2 protein-coding genes are annotated in these 26,735 nt (G+C 70.5%); both read left to right on the forward strand.

Going from position 1 to position 26,735, the window contains the following annotated elements:
• The first annotated feature begins 20 nt into the window (after nt 1-20).
• Nucleotides 21-10,892 carry a type I polyketide synthase gene (locus tag EBN03_RS14095; RefSeq protein ID WP_122188480.1) on the forward strand — a complete coding sequence of 3,624 codons (10,872 nt, stop codon included), beginning with the start codon at nt 21-23 and terminating at the stop codon, nt 10,890-10,892.
• Nucleotides 10,889-26,722 carry a type I polyketide synthase gene (locus EBN03_RS14100; RefSeq protein ID WP_122188481.1) on the forward strand — a complete coding sequence of 5,278 codons (15,834 nt, stop codon included), beginning with the start codon at nt 10,889-10,891 and terminating at the stop codon, nt 26,720-26,722. Before EBN03_RS14095 ends, EBN03_RS14100 begins: the two co-directional genes overlap by 4 nt.
• Nucleotides 26,723-26,735 lie beyond the last annotated feature (13 nt).

A 26,735-nucleotide genomic window follows, 5' to 3' on the forward strand; every position in this document is an offset into this window, starting at 1 on the left:
AGAAACCAGGAGTTTCACTGATGGCTGACGACGACGAACTGCGCCGGTACCTCAAGAAGACCGCGAAGGAGTTGTACGAGACCAAGCAGCGGCTGCGCACGCTCACCGATCGGATGCGGGAACCGATCGCCATTGTCGGTATGGCGTGCCGGTACCCGGGCGGCGTGCGCTCTCCCGAGCAGCTGTGGCAGTTGACCGTGGACGGCGTCGACGCCATCGGCGGCTATCCGACCGATCGTGGCTGGGACCTCGCGCGGCTGTTCGACCCGAACCCCGACGCGGCGGGCACCATCTATACGCGCGACGGGGGATTCCTCGACGATATCGGTGATTTCGATGCCGCCTTCTTCGGCATCGGCCCGCGCGAGGCGGCGGCGATGGATCCGCAGCAGCGGCTCATGCTGGAGGCTTCCTGGGAAGCCCTCGAGGACGCCGGTATCGACCCGATCTCGCTGCGTGGCAGCCGAACCGGTGTATTCGCCGGTGTCATCCACCAGCACTACGGCCCCCGAATCGGTTCGCCCGCCATCGGCGCGGAGACCGAAGGCCATGCCTACCTGGGTGTTTCGAACAGTGTCCTGGCCGGGCGCATCGCCTACACCTTCGGATTCACCGGCCCGGCGATCGCGGTCGACACCGCGTGTTCGTCCTCACTGGTCGCGATCCATCTGGCCTGCCAGGCCCTGCGCCAGGGCGATACGGACGTGGCTCTGGCCGGTGGCGTCACCGTCATGTCGGACCCGTCGCTGCTGATCGCTTTCGCTCGGCAGCGGGCATTGGCCGGCGACGCCCGGTGCAAGGCGTTCGCGGCCGCCGCCGATGGCACCGGCTTCTCCGAGGGACTCGGAATGCTGGTGCTGGAACGACTCTCGGACGCCCAGCGCGCGGGCCACCACGTGCTGGCCGTCATTCGAGGAAGCGCGGTCAATCAGGACGGTGCGAGCAACGGCCTCACCGCCCCGAACGGACCGTCACAGGAGCGGGTCATCGCCCAGGCACTGGCCAACGCCGGGCTGGAACCCGCCGACGTCGATGCCGTCGAGGCACACGGAACAGGCACGATGCTCGGCGATCCGATCGAGGCGGAGGCGATCATCGCCGTATACGGCGCGGGTCGCCGGGGTGAGCCGTTGCGGCTGGGCTCGCTGAAATCCAATATCGGTCACACCTCGGCCGCCGCGGGTGTCGGCGGCGTGATCAAGATGGTGCAGGCCATGCGCCACGGTGTGCTGCCGCGAACGCTGCACGTGGATGAACCCACGCCGCACGTGGATTGGTCCGCCGGCACCGTCCGGCTACTTCAGGACAATCGCCCGTGGCCACAGGGGGAGCGGGTGCGCCGAGCGGGCGTATCCTCCTTCGGCGCCAGTGGCACCAACGCGCACCTCGTTCTCGAGGAAGCCCCCGCCGCGGTGGAGGCTGCGACCGAACCCGATACCTCGCCCCGCGTGTCGGCCGACAGCGTCGCGCTCGTGGTTTCGGCCAAGTCCGATGTCGCGCTGCGGGCGCAAGCGGATCGGTTGCGGCAGTGGCTGACCGAGCACCCCGATGTCGATGTCCACGAGGTGGCGCGTGCCCTGGTGAGCTCGCGGGCACTGCTCGATTGGCGCGGCGCGGTCACCGGGCGCAACCGCGCCGAAGTGCTCGACGGTTTGGCAGACCTGGCCGCAAACGGGCCGAACACGGTTGCGGCGAAGGCCGATTTCGGAACCACCGCGTTCTTGTTCACCGGTCAGGGTGCGCAACGCGTCGGGATGGGCGCTGATCTCTACAGCGCATATCCCGCCTTCGCCGCCGCACTGGACGATGTGTGCGCAGTGCTGGATCGGGTACTGGGACGGTCGCTGCGGGAGGTGATGTTCACCGACTCCGAGGGCTTGCTGGACCGCACCGAATGGACTCAGCCCGCGCTGTTCGCCTTCGAAGTGGCACTGTTCCGGCTGCTGGAATCCTTCGGTGTCACACCGGATGTGCTGGTCGGTCACTCGATCGGCGAGCTGGCGGCGGCACATGTCGCCGGAGTGCTGTCGCTGCCGCACGCCTGCGCGCTCGTGGCGGCCCGCGGCCGTCTGATGGGCGCACTGCCCGAAGGCGGCGCGATGCTCGCCGTGGCAATCGATACGGCGCGCGCATCCGAACTCGTTGCGGCAGTGTCGGAACGAGTCTCGGTGGCCGCGGCGAACGGTCCCACCTCGACGGTCCTGTCCGGCGATACCGAGGCGATCGAGCGCCTGGAGCGCGAACTCACCGCGGCGGGCATCCGGACCAATCGACTACGGGTGAGCCATGCCTTCCATTCGGCGCGGATGGCGCCGATGCTCGACAAGTTCCGCTCGGTCGCGGAGAAACTCGACTACCGGACGCCCAACCTGCCGATCGTCTCGACCGTCACCGGAGAGCCGGCCGGCAATTCGGTGACCGATCCCGAGTACTGGGTGCAGCAGGTCCGCGCCACCGTTCGCTTCGCGCCCGCGATCGACACCCTGCGCGCCGACGGGGTACGCCGCTTCGTCGAAGTCGGCCCCGACGCGGTACTGACCGCGATGACCCGCGAATGCCTGGGCGCGGATACCGATCTCGCGGCTGCCCCGGCGACTGTGGCCCTGGGACGACGGTCGACCGATGAGGTCGGGCAGTTCGTCGCGGCCTTGGCCCACATCCAGGTCACCGGCGCGCGCGTCGACTGGCGCTCGACCTTCGCCGAGCACGGCACGGCTCCGGTCGCCTTGCCCACGTACGCTTTTCAACGTCGCCGTTACTGGCTGAACCCCGACCACGGCGCGGCCGCGGACCTGTCGGACCATCCGATCCTCACCGGAGTACTCGGATTGGCCGGTTCGGACGAGTGGCTCTTCACCGGCCGGCTGTCGACGGCGACGCATCCGTGGATCGCCGACCACCTGTCGTATGGCGTCGTGGTCCTGCCGAGCGCCACACTGATCGAGTTCCTGCTGGTCGCCGGTGGCCGAATCGGCTGCGCGGCAGTCGGAGAGCTCACCCTCCAGGCGCCGATCGTGCCCGGTCACAGCGATGAGATCGAGCTTCAGGTACTGGTACAGGCACCCGATGCAACCGGGCATCGCCCGTTCGAATTCTATTTCCGCACAACGACGTCCGGCGAATGGATCCACAACGCGACGGGTTCGCTCGTCACCTCCGCCGGGCACGAACCGGAAGTGCTCTCCCGACTGCGGGCGCAATCGTGGCCGCCCGCCGAGGCCCAACACCTCGACAGTGCCGGTCTACCCGCGCAGATCGCCGCGGACGCGGGACTCGAGTACGGTCCGGCGTTCCTCGGCGTGCGGCAGATATGGGAGCGAGACGACGCCGTCTTCTCCGAAATCGCCCTGAACTCGGACCTGGGCACGGCCGCAACGCATTCGGGGCGCCACACCCTGCATCCCGCGCTGCTCGACATGGTGATGCACGCCGCGTTCTCCCGGCTGATCTGGCGTGACGGCAACCCCGATCCGAACACCGGCAAACTGCTCTTCCGCTGGGCCGGGGCCCGGTTCCATCATGCGTCGACCGCGGGTGCCAGGCCCGCCGAGATATCCGCACTCCGGGTCATCGCGGTCGCCCAGGGGCCGGAAGCGGTGGCGGTAGCGGCCGTCGACCCGGAGGGCAATCCCGTTGTCTCGGTGGACGCCGTGGTGATGCGGCCCTACGACGTCAAGGAATTCCGCGGTGCGCACGCGGCCGACGAGGCCGCGCTCTACGAGGTGCGCTGGGAGGACGATCCGAACCCGAGCACGGCGCTCGCCGGGTCCGTGCCCACCCTCGCGCTGCTCACGGATGCGGAACCAACCGGTGCGGCACTGGGTTTCGATACGCGATACGCATCGTTCGCCGATCTCGTCGCCGCCGCCGACCTTCCTCGAGCAGTGGTATGGCGTGCCGTTTCGCCCTCGGCCGCACACGATTGCGACGAACCGCAGGCGATACGCGCCCGGGTGCACTCGACCGCGGCGTTCCTGCGCTCGTGGCTCGCACAGCCACGATTGGCCGACACCCGGCTGGTAGTGGTGACCGCGGGTGGGGCCGGGCTGCCGGGGGAAACCCTCGATCCGTCGTCGGCCGCGGTTCGGGGGCTGCTGCGCAGCGCGCAGTCGGAGCATCCCGATCGGATCGTCCTGCTCGACGAGGATCCCGCCGCACCTGTGGCGAATCTCGATCGGATCGCCGCCGCGCTGGCGCTGGGTGCACCGGAGGTCGCGGTGCGTGGCACACGCGTTCTGGTTCCCAGGCTCCGGCGTGCGTCCGAGACTCCTACTGCGGCAGTCGAACCCACCACGACGACCTTCGACGGAGCGACGGTACTGATCACCGGCGGCACCGGCGGCCTCGGTGGGCTGTTCGCTCGGCACCTGGTTGCCGAATACGGTGTGCGCGAACTGGTTCTGGCCTCACGTAGTGGCCCGGGTGCGGCGGGAGCCGCCGACCTCGTGGCGGAATTGGCCCGGCTGGGGGCGCGAGCCCGGGTCGTCGCGTGCGATGTCGCCGATCGCGAGGCGGTACGCGCCCTGCTCGACGACATCGGCTCCGCTGCGGCTCCGATCGCGGTGCTGCACACCGCCGGCGTGCTCGAGGACGGAACCGTCTCCGCGCTGACCGACGCGCACATCGACCGCGTATTCGCGCCGAAGGTCGACGGCGCTCGGCATTTGGACGAACTGACCCGGGGCCGAGACGTCCGGGCATTCGTCGTGTTCTCCTCGATCGCGGCCGTCCTCGGCACCTCGGGCCAAGCGAACTACGCCGCGGCCAACGCCGCACTGGACGCCCTGGCCCAGCGCCGCAGCGACGCCGGTCTCGCGGCGACCTCGTTGGCGTGGGGTCCGTGGAACCAGTCCAGCGGTATGACCGGCGGACTGGATCGTGGTGCGCTGGTGCGCTGGGAACGGATGGGGCTGAGTCCACTCACCGACGCCGACGGCCTCCGCCTGTTCGACGAAGCAGTCGCACACGGCTCGGCGCGACTGTCGCCGATCCGGTTCGATGCCGGTGCACTGCGCACCGGTGACCAGTCCGAAGTGCCCGAGGTCCTGCGCGGATTCCTCCCGCGCCGGGCGCGTGCCGCCACGCCGGCCGCCGTCGGTGCGGCCGGGACGCTCGGTGCCCGCCTGGCCGAAATGCCCGCGGCACGGCGCGGCGACGTGGTGCTGGAGACCGTCCTGTCCGAAGCCGCGGCGGTACTCGGTCACGATTCCGCGGCCGACATTCGGCCGGATCAGCGTTTCGACGAGATCGGTTTCGATTCGCTCGGCGGCGTGGAGTTCCGCAACCGGCTGGGGAAGGCCACCGGGCTGCAACTGCCGTCGACGCTGGTATTCGATCATCCGACCCCGGCGGCGGTGGCGAAGCTGCTGCTGTCCCGCGTCGAGCCGGCGACGGGCGCACCGGTCGCGAAGACGACCCGGCGCGTGCGGGCCGACGAACCGATCGCCATCGTCGGCATGGCGTGCCGGTTCCCCGGCGGCGTCGAATCACCTGACGAGTTATGGGATCTCGTCGCCGCCGGGATCGACGCGACCGGCGATTTCCCGACCGATCGGGGATGGGATCTGGAACGGCTGTTCGACGCGGATCCGGACAAGCCCGGGACCGTCTACGCGCGGCGCGCCGGATTCCTCGACAACGCGGGTGATTTCGATCCGGGATTCTTCGGGATCAGTCCCCGGGAGGCGTCCGCGATGGACCCGCAGCAGCGCCTGCTGCTCGAAACGTCCTGGGAGGCACTCGAAGACGCCGGTATCGACCCACACTCGCTGCGGGGCACCGATACCGGGGTGTTCGTCGGGGCGGGCGCATCCGGCTACGTCGACCTGGTGGGCGGTGATCTGGAGGGCTATCGGCTCACCGGCACCACCAGCAGCGTGATGTCGGGGCGGGTGGCGTACGCGCTGGGGTTGGAGGGTCCGACGCTCACCGTGGACACCGCCTGCTCCTCCTCGCTGGTCTCGCTGCACCTGGCCACTCAGGCGCTGCGCAACGGGGAGACCTCCCTCGCGCTGGCCAGTGGCGTGACGGTCGCGGCCAGCCCGTATCTGTCCGTCGATTTCGCACGGCAGCGCGGACTGTCGCCGGACGGCCGGTGCAAGGCGTTCTCCGCGGCGGCCGACGGCGTCGCCTTCTCCGAGGGCGCCGGGGTGCTGGTGCTCGAGCTGCTCTCCGACGCGCAACGCCTGGGGCACCACGTTCTCGCCCTCGTGCGTGGCACGGCGATCAACTCCGACGGGGCGAGCAACGGCCTGACCGCGCCGAACGGCCCGTCCCAGGAACGCGTGATCACCGCGGCGCTGGCGAATGCCGGCCTGTCGCCGTCGGACATCGACGCGGTCGAAGCGCACGGCACCGGCACCACGCTGGGTGATCCGATCGAGGCGCAGGCGCTGATGGCGGTCTACGGGCGCGACCGCGCGCAACGCCCGCTGTGGATCGGCTCGCTCAAGTCGAATATCGGCCACACCGTGGCCGCCGCGGGTGTGGGCGGCGTGATCAAGATGGTGCAGGCGTTGCGGCACGAAACTCTGCCCAGGACATTGCATGTCGACGAACCGAGCCCGCACGTGGACTGGTCTGCCGCAGACGTCGCGCTGCTGACCGAGCCGCACCCGTGGCCGGCCGGTGACCGGCCGCGTCGCGCGGGCGTGTCGTCGTTCGGTGTCAGCGGCACCAACGCGCACGCCATCCTCGAAGAGTCCCCCCAGCCGGTGATCGCGGCGCGAGCCGGAGGCCATCCGCTCGGTACGGTGCCCTGGCTGGTGTCGGCCAAGAACGACACCGCGCTTCGGGCGCAGGCGGCGAAGCTCCAGCGGTGGCTGCTCGGCCACCCCGACACCGATCCGGCACAGGTCGCGCACGCGCTCGCCACCACCCGCGCCCAGCACGAGGCGCGGGCGGCGGTCCTGGGCGCCGATCGCGACGAACTGCTCGCCCGACTGGCGCAACTGGCTGCCGGATTCGTGACCGCCGGAGTCGTTTCCGGCACCGTGGGCGCCGGGAAAACCGCCTTCCTGTGCACCGGCCAGGGCGCGCAGCGGGTCGGGATGGGTGCGGGACTCGCCGCGGCCTTCCCGGTATTCGCCGCCGCGCTCGACGAGGTGTGCGCGCGGTTCGATCCGCTGCTCGAATGTTCGCTGCGGCAAGTAATGTTCACCGGCCGGCTGCGCGACAACGGTGAAATTGCCACGGCAACAGCGATTCTCGATCGCACCCGGTTCACCCAGCCCGCGTTGTTCGCGTTCGAGGTGGCGCTGTACCGGCTGCTGGAGTCCTTCGGCGTGACACCCGATGTTCTCGTGGGCCATTCGATCGGGGAACTGACCGCGGCGTACCTGGCCGGCGTCTGGTCCCTGGAGGATGCCTGCGAGCTGGTCGCGGCCCGCGGCCGTCTGATGGAGGCATTGCCCGAGGGCGGTGCGATGCTCGCGGTCACCGCACCCGAGGACGAGGTCGTCGCCGCGATCGCCGAATACCGTGATCGGATCTCGATCGCGGCGGTGAACGCACCAGCCGCCGTGGTCGTCTCCGGTGACGCCGACGCCGTCGACGCCCTCGACCGGCAGTTCACCGAGCGGGGCCGCAGGACCAACCGGCTGCGGGTGTCACACGCCTTCCATTCGCACCTGATGGCGCCCATGCTGGGCGAGTTCGAGACCGTCGCCGCCGCGGCCACTTTCAGCCCCCCGCGGATTCCCTTGGTATCCGCTGTCTCCGGCGAGATCGCCGGTGACGAGATCCTGAAGCCGGATTACTGGGTGGCGCAGGTGCGCGGCGCGGTGCGTTACGCACCCGGTATCCAGACGCTGGTGGCCTCGGGCGTGCGCCGCTTTCTCGAAATCGGGCCGGACGCGGTGCTGGCGGCGATGACCCGGCAGACCCTGCCCACCGAGATCGAGTCGCGTGCGGTGGTCGCGGCGGCGGCTCGCCGGGACCACGACGAGGTCGAGCAATTCGTGACGATGCTCGCCCAGGCACACACCGCGGGCGTGACCGTCGACTGGACGCCGTTGTTCGGCGACCGCCCGGCGCCACGAATCACCCTGCCCACCTATGCCTTCCAACGCCAGCGCTATTGGCTCGAACCCGGCCTCGGGGAGCGGCGGTCCGACGCCCGCGAACACCCCCTGCTCACCGACGTGGTGCGGGTGGCCGATCGGGACGAGTGGATGTTCACGGGTCGATTCTCGCTGCGCACGCACCCGTGGATCACCGACCACACCACCTACGGTGTGGTGGTCGTCCCCAGTGCCGCGCTGATGGAGATGCTGCTGGTCGCCGGTCGGCGCATCGGCTGCGAGGTCGTGGACGAACTCATCCTCGAACGGCCTGTTCTGCCGCCGGCGGACGAGGAGGTCGAACTCCAAGTGCTGGTGCGGGAACCGGATGCTGCGGGACGCCGGTCCTTCACGTTCCACTACCGCGTGCCCGACGGCGAGTGGGCGCGAAACGCCAGTGGCATGCTGAGCGGGCGACAGCCGATCGACCTCGGCCTGATGGCGACGCTGCGCAGTACGCCGTGGCCGCCGGTCGGCGCCGAACCGGTTGATACCGAGTGGATTCCGAGCCATGCGACGCGGGTCGCCGGGCTGGCATACGGTCCTTCGTTCCGCGGAATCGGCGCCGCCTGGCACCGCGACGACACGGCGTTCTCCGAGATCACCCTGAACCCGGAGGTGCCCGGCGACGGGTTCCAGCTGCATCCGGGCCTGTTCGACATGGTGATGCACGCCGGGCTCGTCAGTTTGGTCTGGTCGGATCTCGACAGCAACCCGGCCGAGGGCAAACTGCTGTTCCGCTGGGGTGCAACGCAATTCCACACGAATGCGCCGGTCACCTCGATGCGGGTGATGGCTGTGCGGCGTACCAGCGAGGCGATCGCCGTGGTGGCCGTGGACCAAGCCGGCAACCCGGTGGTGTCCATCGACGAGGTCGTCATGCGTTCCTACGACGTCGACCAGTTCCGCGCGACGCTGTCGGGAGGAGGCGCGGGCCGGTACGGGCTGCGTTGGGCGCCGGTCGAAATACCAGAGGCACACGCGCCGATCGGGACCGCGGCCGTGCTCGGGGCGGCGGTCGTGACCGGAATCGAGCAGCGGCATCCGGATCTGGCGGCACTGGCCGCCACCCCGACCGTTCCGGACGTCGTGGTCTGGACCGAAGCCGCTGGTCTGCCGGATGCTTCCCGGCCGTCCGCGCGCGCTCGCGTCCACGCCGCATGGGATCTGGTCCGGGGCTGGCTGACCGACGAACGGTTCGGACGGTCGCGGTTGGTTGTCGTGACCGAAGGCGCGGCGACAATGCCCGATTCCCGGCCGGATCCGGCGGCGGCCGCCGTCTCGGGAATGATCCGCAGCGCTCAGGCCGAGTATCCGGATCGAATCGTGCTGCTCGACGTGGACGAATCCGTTGGCATGCAACGACTTTCGGCCGATCTGATCGGAGCCGCGATCGGGGCCGGCGAGCCACAGGTGGCGGTGCGGGACGACAGCGTCCTGGCACCGCGGCTGGAGCCGGTGACATCCGCTGCGGGTGAACCGATCTCATTCGGCACCGGAACCGTTCTGATCACCGGCGGAACCGGGGGATTGGGTGCGCTGCTGGCCCGCCACCTCGTCACCGCGCACGGTGTCGATCGGCTGCTGCTGGTCTCGCGGCGCGGTGAACGTGCCGACGGCGCGACGGAACTCGCGGCGGAACTGTCCGGATACGGCGCGCACGTGCGCATCGCCGCCTGCGATGTCAGCGACCGCGACGCCGTGGCGGAACTGCTGGCGGACCTGCCGGACGAGCACCCGCTCACCGGCGTCGTGCACGCCGCCGGTGTGCTCGCGGACGGCACCTTCGACAGCCTCACGACCGACCGGATCGACCAGGTATTCACTCCGAAGGCCGAGGCGGCGTGGCACCTGCACGAGCTCACCCGGCAGCTGAACCTGTCGGCGTTCGTCATGTTCTCCTCGATCGCGGGCATGATCGGTTCGGCCGGGCAGGCGAATTACGTTGCCGCCAACGGCTTCCTGGACGCCCTCGCGCTGCGCCGCCGGGCCGACGGGCTGCCGGGGCTCGCGCTCGCCTGGGGTCCGTGGCGACCGGACTTCGGCATGACCGGCACCTTGGATCACGCCGCAACGAGCCGATTGGACCGGCTGGGCCTGGCGCCGCTGGACCAGGAAGACGGCCTGCGGCTGTTCGACGAATCGCTGACCACGGCGGAGCCGGTGCCGGCACTGCTGTATCTCGACACCGACAAGCTGCGCGTCGAAGCACACGCCGGGTCGGTTCCGGCGGTGCTGCGCGGATTCGTTCGCGCGGGGGGCCGGACGGCCACCACGATGAGTGACGGGCCCTCGCTCGGGGAGCGGCTGCACGGGGTGCCGGAAGCGAAGCGGCGCGCAGTCGTGCTGGACCTGGTGCGCGAACACGCGGCCACGGTGCTGGGTTACGAGTCGCTCGACGACATCGGTCCCGATCGCGGCTTCGACGAACTGGGCTTCGATTCCCTCGGCGGCGTGGAGTTCCGCAACCGGCTGTCGAAGCTGACGGGGCTGTCGCTGCCCTCGACCCTGGTGTTCGACTACCCCACCGCGGCAGATCTGGCGGGCTACCTGCTCGAGCAGGCCCTGGCGGAGACACCCGCGCCGACGGTGGCACCCGCGCCGTCGGCCGCGGCGGTGCCGCCCGACGTCGCACAGCTCGAGGCCATGGTCGAGCGGATCATCGCCGACAGCGGCGACACCGAGGAGACCCGCGCGGCGCTGCGGGGCATCACCGACCGGTTGCACGCCCATCTGGGTGACGCCTGGTCCGACAGCGGCTACGACGACCTCGAAGCCCATTCCGACGATGAACTGTTCAACCTGATCGACGAGGAGTTCGGCCCAGCATGACCAATCCGAGCAGCAACGAGGAACGCCTCAGCCGGTATCTGCGGAAGGTCACCGGGGATCTCCGCACGGCCAACAAGCGAATCCAGCAGCTGGAGGAACAGGCCGGGGAGCCGCTCGCGATCATCGGCATGAGCTGCCGGTACCCGGGCGGGGCAGACACTCCGGACCGGCTGTGGGACTTGGTCGCCGCCGGAACCGACGCGATCGGCCCGTTCCCCACCGACCGCGGCTGGGATCTCGAGCGGCTGTTCGACACGGACCCGGACGTGCCCGGGACCGTCTACGCCCGCGAGGGCGGATTCCTGCATGCGGCAGCCGATTTCGACGCGGGGTTCTTCGGTCTCGGCCCCCGCACGGCGGAGGCGATGGATCCGCAGCAGCGGCTGTTCCTCGAAGCGTCCTGGGAGGCTTTGGAAGACGCGGGCATCGATCCGGTGTCGTTGCGCGACAGCGATACCGGTGTCTACGCGGGCGTGATCCACTTCGACTACGGCCGTCGCGTGGGCGCGCCCGGTCACAGCGCGGAATCCGAAGGCAATGCCCACCCGGGTGTTTCGGCCAGCATCTTGTCCGGGCGGGTGTCGTTCAGCCTCGGTTTCAAGGGTCCGGCGCTGTCGGTGGATACCGCATGCTCGTCGTCGCTGGTCGCCCTGCATCTTGCCGGGCAGGCCCTGCGCCGGGGTGAAATTTCGCTCGCCCTGGTCGGCGGTGTCACCGTGATGTCGGATCCCGCTCAGCTCATCAGCTTCGCCAGGCAGCGCGCGCTGTCCCCCGACGGCCGATGCCGGGCGTTCGGGGCGGCGGCCGACGGGACCGGATTCTCCGACGGTCTCGGCATCCTCGTGGTCGAGCGTCTCTCCGACGCGCGCCGCCACGGCCATCCGATCCTCGCGGTAGTGCGCGGCAGCGCGGTGAACCAGGACGGGACCAGCAGCCGGCTGACCGCGCCGAACGGCCCCGCGCAGGAGAAGGTGATCACGCAGGCCCTCGCCGATGCCGGTCTGACCCCGGCCGATATCGACGCGGTCGAGGCGCACGGCACCGGCACCCAGCTCGGCGATCCGATCGAGGCGCGAGCGTTGATCGCCACCTACGGTCGCGATCGCGTCGGCGAACCGTTGCGGATCGGATCGCTCAAATCGAATATCGGGCACACCTCCGCCGCGGCCGGCGTCGGTGGCGTGATCAAGATGGTGCAGGCGCTGCGGCACGAAACCCTGCCCGCCACACTGCATGTCGACACCCCGACACCGCATGTGGACTGGTCCGCGGGATCCGTGCGGCTGCTGACCTCGGCCGAGCCGTGGGCCGCGGGTGAGCGGGTGCGCCGCGCCGGTGTGTCGTCCTTCGGCGCCAGCGGCACCAATGTTCACGTGATCTTGGAAGAGGCGCCCGCTCCGGTGGAGCCCACGGCCGCTGGGGCGGACGAACCGGATGCGGGCGTCGCGGCGGTGACGTCCGAGATCGCCGTGTTGCCGCTGTCCGCGAAGACCGAGGACGGAGTGCGCGCGCAGGCGGCCAAACTACTGGACTGGGTGCGCGAACGTCCCGGCCTGACGGTCGGTGACCTCGGCTATTCGCTGGTCACGGGCCGCTCCCGGTTGGAGTGGCGGGCCGCTGTGGTGGCAGCCGATCGGGACGCCATGCTCGCCGGACTGACCGAGCTCGCGGAGCACGGATCGGCGGGTGACGGCGTCACAGGCCGGGCGGTGACGCGCCAGACCGCCTTCCTGTGTACCGGACAGGGCGCCCAGCGCGCCGGCATGGGTCGCGAACTGTACGAAGCGTTTCCGGTGTTCGCGGCCGCGCTGGACGAGCTCTGCGCGCAGTTCGACCCGCTGCTCGGCGTTTCCCTGCGGCAGCTGATGTTCACCGGCCGCGCGGCCGGTGACGGTCCCGACGATGCGGAGACGCTGCATCGGACCGAGTTCACCCAGCCCGCGCTGTTCGCGTACGAAGTCGCGCTGTACCGGCTCCTCGAATCCTTCGGAGTGACACCGGATGCGCTGCTCGGGCATTCGATCGGCGAGCTGGCCGCCGCCTACCTCGCCGGTGTGTGGTCGCTGCCCGACGCGTGCCGCCTGGTCGCGGCCCGCGGCCGGCTCATGGGGCGGCTGCCCGCCGGGGGCGCGATGCTAGCGATAGCGGCGAGCGAGGACGAGGTCCGCGCGCTGCTCGCGAACGAGGCGGGGCGATTGGCGATCGCCGCCGTGAATTCGCCTGTGGCCGTGGTCGTCTCGGGCGACGAAGCGGCGGTGACGGCGCTCGCGCAGCGGTGCGTGGAGCGCGGCCGGCAGACCTCGCGGCTGCGGGTGTCGCACGCTTTCCATTCCCACCTGATGGATCCGATGCTGGCCGAATTCGCCGCCGTCGCAGGGTCAGTGACCTACCAGCGACCGAAGGTTCCACTGGTATCGAACCTTTCCGGCCGGATGGCCGGCGACGAGATGCTCGAGCCCGCCTACTGGGTCCGCCACGTTCGGGAGGCCGTCCGGTTCGCGCACGGCGTGGACACCCTGGTGGCTTCGGGCATCCGCCGGTTCCTCGAGATCGGCCCCGATGCGGCACTGACCGCGATGACCAGGCAGTGCCTCCCGGAGGATGTCGAATCACAGGCGGCGGTGCTCGCCGGAGCCCGCCGCGGGCGGGGCGAGGTCGAGCAGTTCGTGACCTGCCTCGCGCACGCGTATGCCGTCGGTACCGAGGTGACGTGGACGGCGCTGTTCGCGGGGCGCCCGGTCGCGCGAGTCCCGTTGCCCACCTATGCGTTCCAGCGTCGACGCTATTGGATCGACCCGGTCGGCGGTAACGCCGGAGTCGAAGCCGCGGGTCTGGGTGCGGTCCAGCATCCGCTGCTGGGCGCTGTGGTGTCGGCACCGGAATCGGGCACGGTCCTGTTGACCGGGCGGCTGTCGCTCGCGACCCAGCCGTGGCTCGCCGATCATGTGATCGGCGGCGTGGCACTGTTGCCGGGCACCGGTTTCGCGGAGCTGGTCCTGCGGGCCGGAATCGAGGTCGGCTGCCCGGTGATCGAGGAGCTGACCCTGCAGGCTCCGCTGCCGCTGCCCGCGGCGGGCGGCACGCAGGTCCAGGTCGTCGTGGGCGGGCACGAGCAGGGGCAGCGGCCGGTGGCCGTCTACTCCCGTGGTGAACACGACCAGGACGACGAGTGGGTAGTGCACGCGCGCGGCATGCTGACCGTCGCCGGCGGTGCGTCCGAACCTCGGGCCGAGGCGTGGCCGCCGGCCGCGGCGACCGAAATCGAGGTCGCAGCGGCGTATTCGAGCCTGTTCGCCCGTGGCTACGAGTACGGTCCGGCCTTTCGGCGGGTGCGGGCGCTGTGGCGGCGCGGCGCGGAGGTGTTCGCCGAGATCGCCGCCGAGGCGGACTCCGGGGTGCACGTCGAAGGTTTCGGAATCCATCCGGCGCTGCTGGACGCCGCGTTGCACGCCGGGTACTTGGCCGGTGCGTCGGAAGGTTATGCAGGACAGCTGGATTCGCCGTTCACCGGTACGGCCGGGCAGGTCGCGCTGCCGTTCGCCTGGGACACGGTGGAACTGCACGCCACGGAGGCCGCCGTGCTGCGGGTGCGGCTGACCCCGACCGGATCGTCGGTGTCGGTGCGGGTGGCCGACGAATACGGGCAACCGGTCCTGTCGGGATCGGTGACGGCACGTCCGATGCCGCTCGCGCAGCTCCTCGCGACCGCGTCGGGTGGCGTGGTCGACCCGGTCCTGGAACTGGTGTGGTCGCCTGCCACGGCCGAGCAGCCCGCGATCGATATCGAGGTGGGGCGCTGGGACGAGCTGGACGACGCCGCGCCGATACCTCCGGTGGTGCTCGTCGAAGCCGGTACGGGCCGGCGCGACACCGGCGGAACCGATGTCGTCAGTGGCACCCGGGACGAAATCGCGCGCATACTCGCGGTATTGCAGGAATGGTCGGCCCAGGAACGGTTCGCGGCCGGCACACTGCTGATCGCCACCAGCGGCGCGGTCGCCCTGACCGGCGAGGAGCTCACCGATCTCCCCGGTGCGGCGGTGTGGGGTTTGGTACGTGCCGCACAGGCCGAGGAACCGGGCCGAATCATCCTGGTGGACACCGACACCGGCCTCGACGAACACCTCGCGTCCACCGTGCTGGCGGTGGGCGAGCCACAGGTGGTCGTGCGCGGCGGCAGCACCCACACCGCTCGCCTGGTCCGGCCCACGGACGAACCCACGGACAGCAGCGACGACGCGGCCGCGTTCGGCGCGGGGACCGTGTTGATCACCGGTGGCACCGGTGGTTTGGGCGCGGTGCTGGCCCGGCACGTGGTGACCGAGCACGGCGTGCGGTCGTTGCTGCTGGCCAGCCGCAGCGGCCCGCGGGCCGAGGGCGCGGCAGCCCTGTGCGCCGACCTGGAACGGCTGGGCGCCCAGGTGCGGGTCGTCGCCTGTGACGTCGCGGACGCCGCGGCGGTAGCCGAGCTGATCACCGAAGTCCCGATCGAGCGGCCCCTGACCGGTGTCATCCATGCCGCGGGTGTGCTCGACGACGCGACCATCGCGTCCTTGACCCCGCAGCGGATGAACGCGGTACTGGCACCCAAGGCCGAGGCCGCCTGGTACCTGCACGAGGCAACCACGGACGCGAATCTGGCTGCGTTCGTGGTGTTCTCGTCGGTCTCGGGCACCCTCGGTGGCCCCGGGCAGGGCAACTACGCGGCCGCGAACACCTTCCTCGACGCGCTGGTGGCCCACCGCCGGGCACGCGGGCTGGCCGGTCGGTCGCTGGCGTGGGGTCCGTGGGCCCGGTCGCGCGGCATGACCGCGCACCTGCAGGAGTCCGACGTGGCGCGGATGAGCCGGGGCGGGTTCACCGCGCTCACCGACGAACAGGCGCTGCGCGGCTGGGCCGCGGCACTGCGCCGGAATGCGCCGCACACGGTGATCGCGACCGTCGACACCGCCGCGTTGCGCGCTCGAGCCGAAGCCGGGTTGCTGCCCGCCGTGCTGCGCGAACTGGCCCCGGCGGCCCGCCACCGCGCGGCCATGTCGTCGCCGGTTTCCGGTCTGCGGCAACGACTTTCGGGACTGGACCGCGAACGGCAACGGCAGCTGGTCTTCGACACCGTCCGCACCCAGATCGCGGCCGTGCGAGGCGACGACAGTGTGTCCGCGATCGAGCCCGGGCACACGTTCGGGGACCTGGGTTTCGACTCCCTGAGCGCCGTCGAACTGCGTAATCGCCTCAAAACCGCCACCGGACTGTCGCTTCCGGCCGCCGTCATCTTCGACTACCCCACACCGCGAGCGCTCGCCGAGCACCTGGCCGATGAGTTGGCCGGCACCGCGAAAGACACCGCGGTCACCGCGAAAGTCGTTGCCGACGAACCGATTGCGATCGTCGGCATGGCGTGCCGGTACCCGGGCGGCGTCACCTCGCCCGAGGACCTGTGGAGACTGGTCTTCGACGGCGTCGACGCGACCTCCGAGTTCCCGGGCAACCGTGGGTGGGACACCGAGCGGATCTACGATCCCACCGGCGAGAAGCCGAACACCACCTACACCCGTGCGGGTGGATTCCTGCACTCCGCAGGCGAATTCGATCCGGCGTTCTTCGGGATCAGCCCCAATGAAGCGGCGTCGATGGATCCGCAGCAGTTCCTGCTGCTGGAGACCTCGTGGGAGGCCCTCGAACGGGCCGGCATCGATCCGGCCACGCTGCGGGGCAGTGCCACCGGAGTATTCGCGGGCATGATGTATCACGACTACCCGGCCAACGCGAATTCGGGATCCATTGCCTCCGGCCGAGTTTCGTATGTCCTCGGGCTGGAAGGGCCGTCGGTCACCGTGGACACGGCGTGTTCGTCGTCGCTGGTGGCCATGCACCTGGCCGGGCAGTCCCTGCGGTCGGGTGAGTCCGACCTGGCGCTGGCGGGCGGTGTGGCCGTGATGGCCACGCCGGAGGTGTTCGTGGAATTCAGCCGCCAGCGGGGGTTGGCCCCGGACGGGCGGAGCAAGTCGTTCGCCGACGCCGCCGACGGTGTGGCGTGGTCCGAGGGCGCCGGTGTGCTGGTGCTGGAACGGTTGTCCGACGCCCGGCGCAACGGGCACGAGGTGCTCGCGGTGATCGCCGGTTCGGCGGTGAATCAGGATGGTGCGTCGAACGGTTTGACGGCGCCCAACGGTCCCTCCCAGCGGCGGGTGATCCGGCAGGCGCTCGCGAACGCGGGAATCGCGCCGAGCGAGGTCGACGCGGTGGAGGCGCACGGCACCGGCACGACGCTGGGTGATCCGATCGAGGCCCAAGCACTGCTGGACACTTACGGTCGGGAGCGCGCCGCCGACCGGCCGCTGTGGCTGGGGTCGTTGAAATCGAACATCGGGCACGCGCAGGCCGCCGCGGGTGTGGGTGGCGTCATCAAGATGGTGATGGCGATGCGGCACGGGGTACTGCCGCGGACGCTGCATGTGGATCGGCCGTCGAGCAAGGTGGATTGGTCCGCGGGGCACGTCGAATTGCTGACCGAGCCGGTGGCGTGGCCGGACGTGGATCGGCCGCGCCGCGCGGGGGTGTCGTCGTTCGGCATCAGCGGCACCAACGCGCACGTCGTCATCGAGCAGGCGGCGCAACCTGTTCGCGCCCCGGGCGCGGGCGATGCCGTCGCAGCGGTGGTGCCGTGGGTGATCTCGGCGCGTAGCGATGCGGCGCTCGCAGACCAGGCCGGACGGCTGGTGGCGGCGGTGGTCGAGCGCGAGCTGGATCCGGCGGATGTCGGCTTCTCGCTGGCCACCACACGCGGCGTCTTCGAGCATCGCGCGGTTGTCTTCGGGGACAACCGAAGTGCGCTGCTGTCGGGGACCCGGGCGCTCGCCGCAGGCGCGCAGTCCGCGGGTGTGGTGTCCGGGCGCGTGGTCGCGGGCTCGACCGGGATGGTGTTCTCCGGTCAGGGTGCGCAGTGGGCCGGGATGGCGGACGAGTTGCGCCGGGCGTATCCGGTGTTCGCCGAGCACTTCGATGCGATCGTCGCCGAGGTCGATCCGCTGCTGGGACAGCCGGATTCGTTGCGTACCGCGTTGGCGGCCGCGGACCTCGTCGACCGGACGGTGTACGCGCAGGCCGGGTTGTTCGCCTTCGAGGTCGCGCTCTACCGATTGCTCGAATCGTGGGGCGTGCGGCCCGATATGGTCGCGGGCCATTCGATCGGTGAGGTGGCTGCCGCGCATGTGGCGGGGGTGCTCTCGCTGACCGACGCCTGTGTGCTGGTGGCGGCCCGGGGCCGGTTGATGCAGGACCTGCCCGGCGGCGGCGCGATGGTCGCCGTCGGTGCGTCGCAGGCCGAGGTGGCGCCCCTGCTGACCGCGGGGGTCTCGATCGCGGCGGTGAACGGTCCGTCGTCGGTGGTGGTCTCCGGAATCGAGGACGAGGTCGGCGCCGTGATCGAGACGTGCGTCGAACGTGGCTGGCGCACACATCGTTTGCGCGTCTCGCACGCCTTCCATTCGGCGCTGATGGAGCCCATGCTGGCCGAATTCGCCTCGGCGATCGAGGGTTTGACGTTTGCCGAGCCGGTGATTCCGCTCGTGTCGACCGTGACCGGTGCGGTGGTCACCGGCGAGATGACCGATCCGCGGTACTGGGCCGGTCAGGTCCGCGGCACGGTGCGGTTCGCCGATGCTGTTGCCGTCATGGCGGATTCGGGTGTGTCGAGGTTCGCCGAGATCGGTCCCGACGCGGCACTGACCCCGATGGTCGCGCAGATCGCGCCGGGTGGGGTGGCGCTGGCGCGGCGAGACCGGGCCGATGCCGCCACCGTGCTGACCGGGCTGGCCGGATTGTTCGTGTCCGGTGCCGAGGTCGACTGGGCCGCGCTCTGTGCCGGTAGCTCCGCGCGGCGAATCGACCTGCCCACCTATGCCTTCCAGTACGAGCGGTACTGGCTCGATGCCCGCAAGCAGCTCGCGCAGTCGTGGCTGGGTACCGAACTGGGCGGGGTGGCCGACGCCGGGCTCGAGACGGTGGACCACCCGCTGCTGGGTGCTGTTGTGTCGCATCCGGATTCGGGCCAGGTGAGCTTCACCGGCCGGTGGTCGCTGGACGCGGTGCAGTGGCTGGCCGACCACAGCGTGTACGGCACGGTGCTGCTGCCGGGCACCGGATTCGTCGAGCTGGCTGCCCACGTCGGCGGCCTGCTGGGCTGCGAGGTCGTCGACGAACTCGTCCTGCACACCCCGCTGACCCTGCCGGCCGCGGGCAGCGTCGCGGTGCAGGTCGTGGTCGCCGGCGCGGACGACGCCGGCCGGCGGCGGCTGCGCGTACATTCCCGGCAGGCGGCCGACGGGCCGTGGCTGCTGCACGCCGAGGGCGCTCTCGCCGTGGACACTTCCGGTCCGCACCACGCCGAGGTCGACCTGGCCACCTGGCCTCCGGTCGGCGCGCAGCCGCTGGACGTCGACGGCGCCTACGACGATCTGCTCGCCCTCGGATACGGCTACGGTCCGTTCTTCCAGGGGCTGCGGGCGGCCTGGCGACGCGGTGACGAACTGTTCGCCGAGGTCGCGCTGCCGGATCCGCAGGACGCCAACGGTTTCGGGATCCATCCCGCACTGTTCGACGCGGCCTTGCACGCCGGGATCCTGCACGGCCGCAAGGCCGGGGAAGCGGTGTTGCCGTTCGCCTGGAACCGGGTGGTACTGCACTCGTCCGGTGCCGCCACCGTGCGGGTCCGCAGTGTTCCCGCGGGCGACGACTTCGCCATCCAGATCGCCGATGAGCAGGGTCGGCCCGTTGTTTCGGTGGGCGCCTTGGTATCTCGGCCGGTGCCGGTCGAACGCCTGCGCACGGGCCGGGTGCCGGACGCCTTGTTCGCCGTGGAATGGGTTGCGGCGCCGCCGTCCTCGGACAGTGTCGAACCGGACCGCATCGCGATACTCGGTGCCGGCCGCGGCGACACCGGCTCGATCCGGCATTACCACGACCTCGCCGCCCTGATCGCCGAGCTGGACAAGGCCGCGGATCCGATCGTGCCCGATGTCGTCCTGCTCGAATGCCCGCGCCACGACGGCTCACCGACAGCGGCGGCCCGGCGGGTACTGGGTGGTGTGCTCGACACCGTTCAGCGGTGGCTGGCCGAAACTCGCTTCGCTGCTTCGCGGTTGGTGCTGCTCACCGAACACGCAGTGGCAGTGAACGATTCCGAGTTCCTCGCCCTGGACCAAGCTCCGGTCTGGGGTCTGCTGCGCGCCGCGCAGGCCGAACACCCGGGTCGATTCCAGCTCCTCGATGTGGCGCCGGGCGGCTCGGTCACCGCCGACACCTTGGCCGCCACGACCGGCGAACCGGAGGCCGCAGTGCGCGGCTCGACCGTGCTCGTGCCGCGGTTGACCCGGCGGGCACCGGGCACGAGGGCCGAGCCGATCGAGTCCGGCACCGTACTGGTGACCGGCGGCACCGGTGGACTCGGTGCGGTGCTCGCCCGCCACCTGGTAACCGAATGCGGTGTGCGCCATCTCCTTCTGACGTCCCGGCGTGGCCTGGACGCGCCCGGCGCCACCGCGGTGCGGGACGAACTGGCCGCGCTCGGCGCCGAGGTCACCGTGGCGGCGTGCGACGTGTCGGATCGGCCGGCGTTGACGGCGCTGCTGGCGGGCGTCTCCGCTGCGCATCCGCTGGTGGGCGTGGTGCACGCGGCGGGAATCGCCGACAACGGTGTGATCGAGTCGATGTCGGCGGAGCGCATCGACAGCGTGTTCCGTCCCAAGGCGGATGCCGCGTGGCATCTGCACGAACTCACGCGCGACATACCGCTGTCGTTGTTCGTGCTGCTGTCCTCCGCAGGTGGGTTGGTACTGGCCGCGGGCCAGGCGAATTACGCTGCGGCGAACGTCTTCCTGGACGCCCTCGCCGCGCACCGGCACGCCCTGGGATTGCCCGCGACCGCGCTCGACTACGGCATGTGGGAGCGGTCGAGCGGGCTCGGCGCGGAACTGTCCGAGGACGATTTCGATCGGATGCGCAGGCAGGGCTTCCCGCCACTGACCGAGCCCGAAGGTCTGGCCCTGTTCGACGCGGCGGTGGCCGCCGGGAGTCCGCAACTGGTGGCGCTGCGGATCGATCCGGCGGTGCTGCGCACCCGGGGCGAGCAGATCCCGCCCCTGGTTCGCGGACTCGTCCCGGCACCGCCGCGCCGGCGCGAGCCGACCTCGGCGGGTCAGGCACTGCTGCGACGGCTGGCCGGCCTCCCGGAAGCCGATCGCGACAGTGCGCTGGTCGATTTCGTCCGCACCGTGGCGGCCGGGATCCTCGGCCACGCCTCCGATGCGGGCGTCGCCCCGCAGCAGGCGTTCCAGCAGCTCGGGTTCGACTCGTTGAGCGCCATCGAGTTCCGCAACCGGCTCGACACCGCGACCGGGCTGCGACTTCCGGCCACGCTGATCTTCGATTACCCGACCCCGCAGGCCGTCGCCGAATTCATCGGTGCGCAACTCACCGGCACCGCCGCCGTCGAGGAGCGCGCGGTGCGCCGGGTCCGTGCCGACGACGAGCCGATCGCCGTGGTGGCTATGGCCTGCCGCTATCCGGGCGGGGTCGCGTCGCCGGAAGACCTGTGGCGACTGGTCGTCGAGGGCGGGGACGCCACCGGGGACATGCCGGTGGATCGGGGCTGGGACCTTGAGGGTATCTACGATCCCGAACCCGGCAAGGCAGGTAAGACCTATACGCGCAGCGGTGGATTCCTGTACCCCGCAGCCGAATTCGATGCCGATTTCTTCGGGATCAGCCCGAACGAGGCCACGATGATGGACCCCCAGCAGCGGTTGCTGCTGGAGGTCTCCTGGGAGGCCTTCGAGCGCGCCGGCGTGGATCCGGCGGCGCTGCGCGGCAGCTCGACCGGCGTGTTCACCGGTCTGATGTATCACGACTACGCCCGGGCCACCGGCACCGGCAGCGGCTCCGCGGGCAGTTTGGTCTCGGGCCGGGTGTCGTACGTGTTCGGCCTGGAGGGACCGTCGGTCACCGTGGATACGGCGTGTTCGTCGTCGCTGGTGGCCCTGCACCTCGCCGGGCAGTCGTTGCGCTCGGGCGAGTGCGACCTGGCCCTGGCAGGTGGTGCCGCGGTCATGGGGACGCCGGATATGTTCCTCGAGTTCGGCCGCCAGCGCGGGTTGTCGCCGGACGGTCGGTGTAAGTCGTTCTCCGACACCGCCGATGGGGTGGGCTGGGCCGAAGGTGTCGGCGTACTGGTGCTGGAGCGGTTGTCCGATGCTCGCCGCAACGGGCACGAAGTCCTCGCGGTCATCGCCGGTTCGGCGGTGAACCAGGACGGCGCGTCGAACGGCCTGGCCGCGCCGAACGGTCCGTCGCAGCGGCGGGTGATCCGCCAGGCCCTGGCCAATGCCGGTCTGACACCCGTCGACGTCGACGCGGTGGAGGCGCACGGCACCGGAACGACCCTGGGCGATCCGATCGAAGCCCAAGCGCTGCTTGCCACCTACGGCCAGGAGCGCGCTGCGGACCGCCCGCTGTGGTTGGGGTCGCTGAAGTCGAACATCGGTCACGCTCAGGCCGCGGCGGGTGTGGGCGGTGTGATCAAGATGGTGATGGCGATGCGGCACGGAGTGCTCCCGCGGACGCTGCATGCCGATCTTCCCAGCACCAAGGTCGACTGGACCGCGGGCCACGTGCGGTTGCTGACCGAGGCGGTGCCGTGGCCGGAGGTCGGTCGGGCGCGGCGTGCGGGCGTGTCATCGTTCGGTATCAGCGGTACCAATGCGCACGTCATCGTCGAACAGGCTCCGATGCCCGAATCCACGGCGACACAGCACCCGGCACGGGCGATTCCGGCGGGTGGATTGCTGCCGTGGGTGCTTTCGGCGCGCACTGGCGCGGCACTGGCCGCGCAGGCGGCCCGGCTGTCCGCGCAGGTAGATGTTCCGACATCGCCGATGGCAGAGCTCGATCCGGTCGATGTCGGCTTCTCGCTGGCGTCGACGCGCAGCGTGTTCACCCATCGGGCCGTCGTTCTGGCCGGGGACCGTGCGGACCTGACCGCGGGCGTGCACGCGGTGGCCGCGGGCGCGGACGCGCCCGGTGTGGTGTCGGGTAACGCGGTGGCGGGCTCGACGGCGGTGGTGTTCTCGGGGCAGGGCGCGCAGTGGGCCGGGATGGCGACCGAGTTGCGCAAGGCGCACCCGGTGTTCGCGGACCATTTCGACGCCATCGTGGACGAGCTGGATCCACTACTGGCACAGCCGGTTTCGCTGGGGGAGGCGTTGACGTCCGAGGAACTCGTCGACCGGACGGTGTTCGCGCAGGCGGGGTTGTTCGCGTTCGAGGTGGCGTTGTTCCGGCTGCTCGAATCCTGGGGTCTGCGTGCCGATGTGGTGGCCGGTCACTCTATCGGTGAGGTCGCCGCGGCACATGTGGCCGGAGTGCTGTCGCGGACCGACGCGTGTGTGCTGGTGGCCGCGCGAGGCCGGTTGATGCAGGCCCTGCCCCCCGGTGGGGCGATGGTCGCGATCGGTGCCGCCGAAAGCGATGTGCTGCCGTTGCTCTCGGGCGAGGTGTCGGTGGCGGCGGTGAACGGTCCGTCGTCGGTGGTGATCGCCGGTGCCGCGGACGCGGTCGCGGCTGTTGCCGGCGCGTGCGCCCAGAAGGGTTGGCGGACGAATCGGCTGCGGGTATCGCACGCGTTCCATTCGGCGTTGATGGAACCGATGGTTGCCGATTTCATCACGGCGATCGAAAACGTGACGTTCGGGCGACCGAGTATCGCCTTGGTGTCGACGGTGACAGGTGCGCGGGTCGGCGACGGGATGTGTGATCCGTCGTACTGGGCCGGTCAGGTTCGGGAGACGGTGCGGTTCGCGGATGCTGTTGCCACGATGGCGGATTCGGGTGTATCCAGGTTCGCCGAGATCGGCCCCGACGCGGTGTTGACCCCGATGATCGTGCAGACCCTCGACGGCGAGCACCCGGCCACGGTGGTGCCGCTGGCACGCCGCGGCAAAGCCGACGCCGTGTCGGTGGCCGATGGAGCGGCCCGATTGTTCGTCTCCGGCGCCGACCTCGACTGGGCCGCGTGGTACGACGGCACCGGAGCCCGGCGAATCCCCCTGCCCACCTACGCCTTCCAGCGTCACCGGTATTGGATGCCCGAGGGATCCACCGGTAGGGGCGATGCTCGATCGATGGGCCTGGCCACCACCGGACACCCGCTGGTTCCCACGGTGATCGCCCAACCGGACACCGGCGGTGTGATCCTGACCGGCCGCCTGTCGGTCCAGACGCATCCCTGGCTGGCCGATCACGGCGTGCTCGGCACCATGCTGTTCCCCGGAGCCGGTCTGGTCGAAATCGCCCTGCGGGCCGGCAGCCAGGTAAGCCTTTCGACGCTGGCGAACTTCGTTCTGCACGCGCCGCTGGTGCTGCCGGAAGCGGGCGGGGTCGCGGTGCGCGGTGTCGTGGGGGCCGAGGACGAGACAGGTCATCGCCTGGTACGGATCTACTCCTGTCCCGAAGGCGAGAGCGACCGCGCATCGTCGTGGACGCTGCATGCCGAAGGCACGCTCACCGCCGGTGCGGCGGCCGAGGCCGCCGACCTCACCGCGTGGCCTCCGATCGGAGCGCAGCCGCTGCCGGTCGGCGGGGTCTATGACGACCTCCGCGCCGGTGGGTACGAGTACGGGCCGTCCTTCCAGGGTTTGCGGGCGGCATGGCGGCGCGGCGACGAAGTGTTCGCCGAGGTCGCGCTGGCCGACCCACGGGAAGCCGCGGAATACGGACTCCATCCCGCGCTGCTCGACTCGGCCCTGCATGCCCTGCTCATCGGCGACGCCGGGCACGCCGACGCGCCCGGGCCGGCGTTGCCGTTCGAATGGTCCGGGGTCACCGTGCACGCGCCGGGAGCCGACGTCTTGCGCGTTCGCGCGACCCGCGTCGGCGACCGTACGGTGCGGGTAGATCTCGCGGATCCGACCGGCGCTCCGGTGGCGACGGTGCGCCGACTGGCCGCCCGGCCGATCGATACCGTGCAGCTCGCGGCGCTCGCGTCCACGGTCGACAACGCGCTGTACCAGGTCGATTGGATACCGATGTCGGTGTCCGACAGCGAGATACATTCCGTGTCGTGGGCGGATCTCGGTGACGAGGTTCCGGACGCGGTAGTGCTGGATGCCCCGGCGGGCAATGATCCCGACGCCGTTCGCGCCGCGACTCACGCTGTGCTGCACGTGCTTCGAACCTGGATGGCCGATCCACGATCCGGTCGGTCGGCGCTGGTGATTCGGACCAGCGGCGCGGTTTCCGTTGCCGGGCAGGATATTACGAACCTCGCCGGTGCCGCGGTGGCCGGGCTGGTCCGCTCCGCCCAGGCGGAGAGCGCGGGGCGAATCGTCCTGATGGACACCGATTCCGACGTCGCCGGTCCGTTGGGCGGGATACTGGCCTCCGGAGAACCGCAGGTGGCCGTGCGCGGTGGGCGGGTGCACAGCGCGCGACTGGTCGCGGCGACGACCACGCCGGCCCCGAGCGTCGCTTTCGGTCCGGACGAGACCGTGCTCGTCACCGGCGCCAGCGGCTTCCTCGGCGGATTGTTCGCCCGGCACCTGGTGAACACCCACGGCGTCCGGCACCTGCTGCTGCTGAGCCGGCGTGGCGAGTCGGCGCCCGGCGCCGCCGAGCTGGCGGCCGAGCTGCGCGCTGGTGGTGCCGAAATCGACTTCGTCGTCTGCGACGTCGCCGATCGTGCCGCGCTCGCCGAGATACTGTCCGCGGTCCCCGCGAACCGTCCGCTCACCGGTGTGCTTCACACGGCCGGTGTGCTCGACGATGGCGCCGTCGCCTCGCTGACCCCGGATCGGATGGATGCGGTGTTACGGCCCAAGGTCGATGCGGCCCTGCACCTGCACGAGCTGACCGCCGAGCTGCCGCTGAAGGCGTTCGTGCTGTTCAGCTCCGCGGCCGGAGCGCTCGGCAGTCCGGGGCAGGGGAACTACGCCGCGGCCAATGCCTGCCTGGACGCGGTGGCGACGCACCGCCGGGCATCCGGACGCCGCGGGCAGTCTCTCGCGTGGGGGCTGTGGAGCGGCGGCGGCATGGGCGCCGAGCTCGGTGACGTCGACCGGCGCCGCATGGCCCGTTCGGGGATGCTGCCGCTCTCGGCGGAGCACGGCTTGGCGCTGTTCGACGCCGCCGTCGAAATCGACACGGCGGCACCTGTTCTGGCCAGGCTCGACCGGGTCGGGCTCCGCGGCGCGGGGTTCGCGACGGCACTGCTGTCCGGGCTCGTCCCCCCTCGCCCGGTATCGGCCGCCCCGGCCGCACTGCGCGCCCGGCTGGCCGGCATTCCCGAGGGCGAACGCCTCGGTGTGCTCGTCGATGTGGTTCGTGACCAGGTGGCCGCGGTGCTGGGGCATCGGAACGCGAAGGCCGTCGCGGCCGACCGGGCCTTCAACGAGCTGGGCTTCGATTCGATCACCGCCGTCGAATTCCGCAACGCCCTCCAAACCGCTACCGGCCTGCCCTTGCCGGCGACGCTGGTCTTCGACTACCCGTCACCGGAGGTGCTGGCCGAACATCTGGCCGAAGAGTTCGCCGGTGACCACCGTCCCGACGCATCGGCAAGTGTGTCGGAGGACGAGATTCGCAGTGCGCTCCAGACGATTTCGCTGACCCAGCTCCGCGAAGCCGGACTACTGGAGGCGCTCGTGCGACTCGCTCACGGGCAGCGACGCCCCGGCGAGGCAGCAGCCCGCGCCGAGACCGCAGAGGACAGCGCGGACGAGTCCATCGACGAACTCGACATCGACGACTTGATCAATCTGGCTTACAACTCCGAGGACTGACAGCGATATGACG

Origin of the sequence: Nocardia stercoris (genome assembly GCF_003696265.1) — a bacterium.
GTDB classification, from domain to species: Bacteria; Actinomycetota; Actinomycetes; order Mycobacteriales; family Mycobacteriaceae; genus Nocardia; species Nocardia stercoris.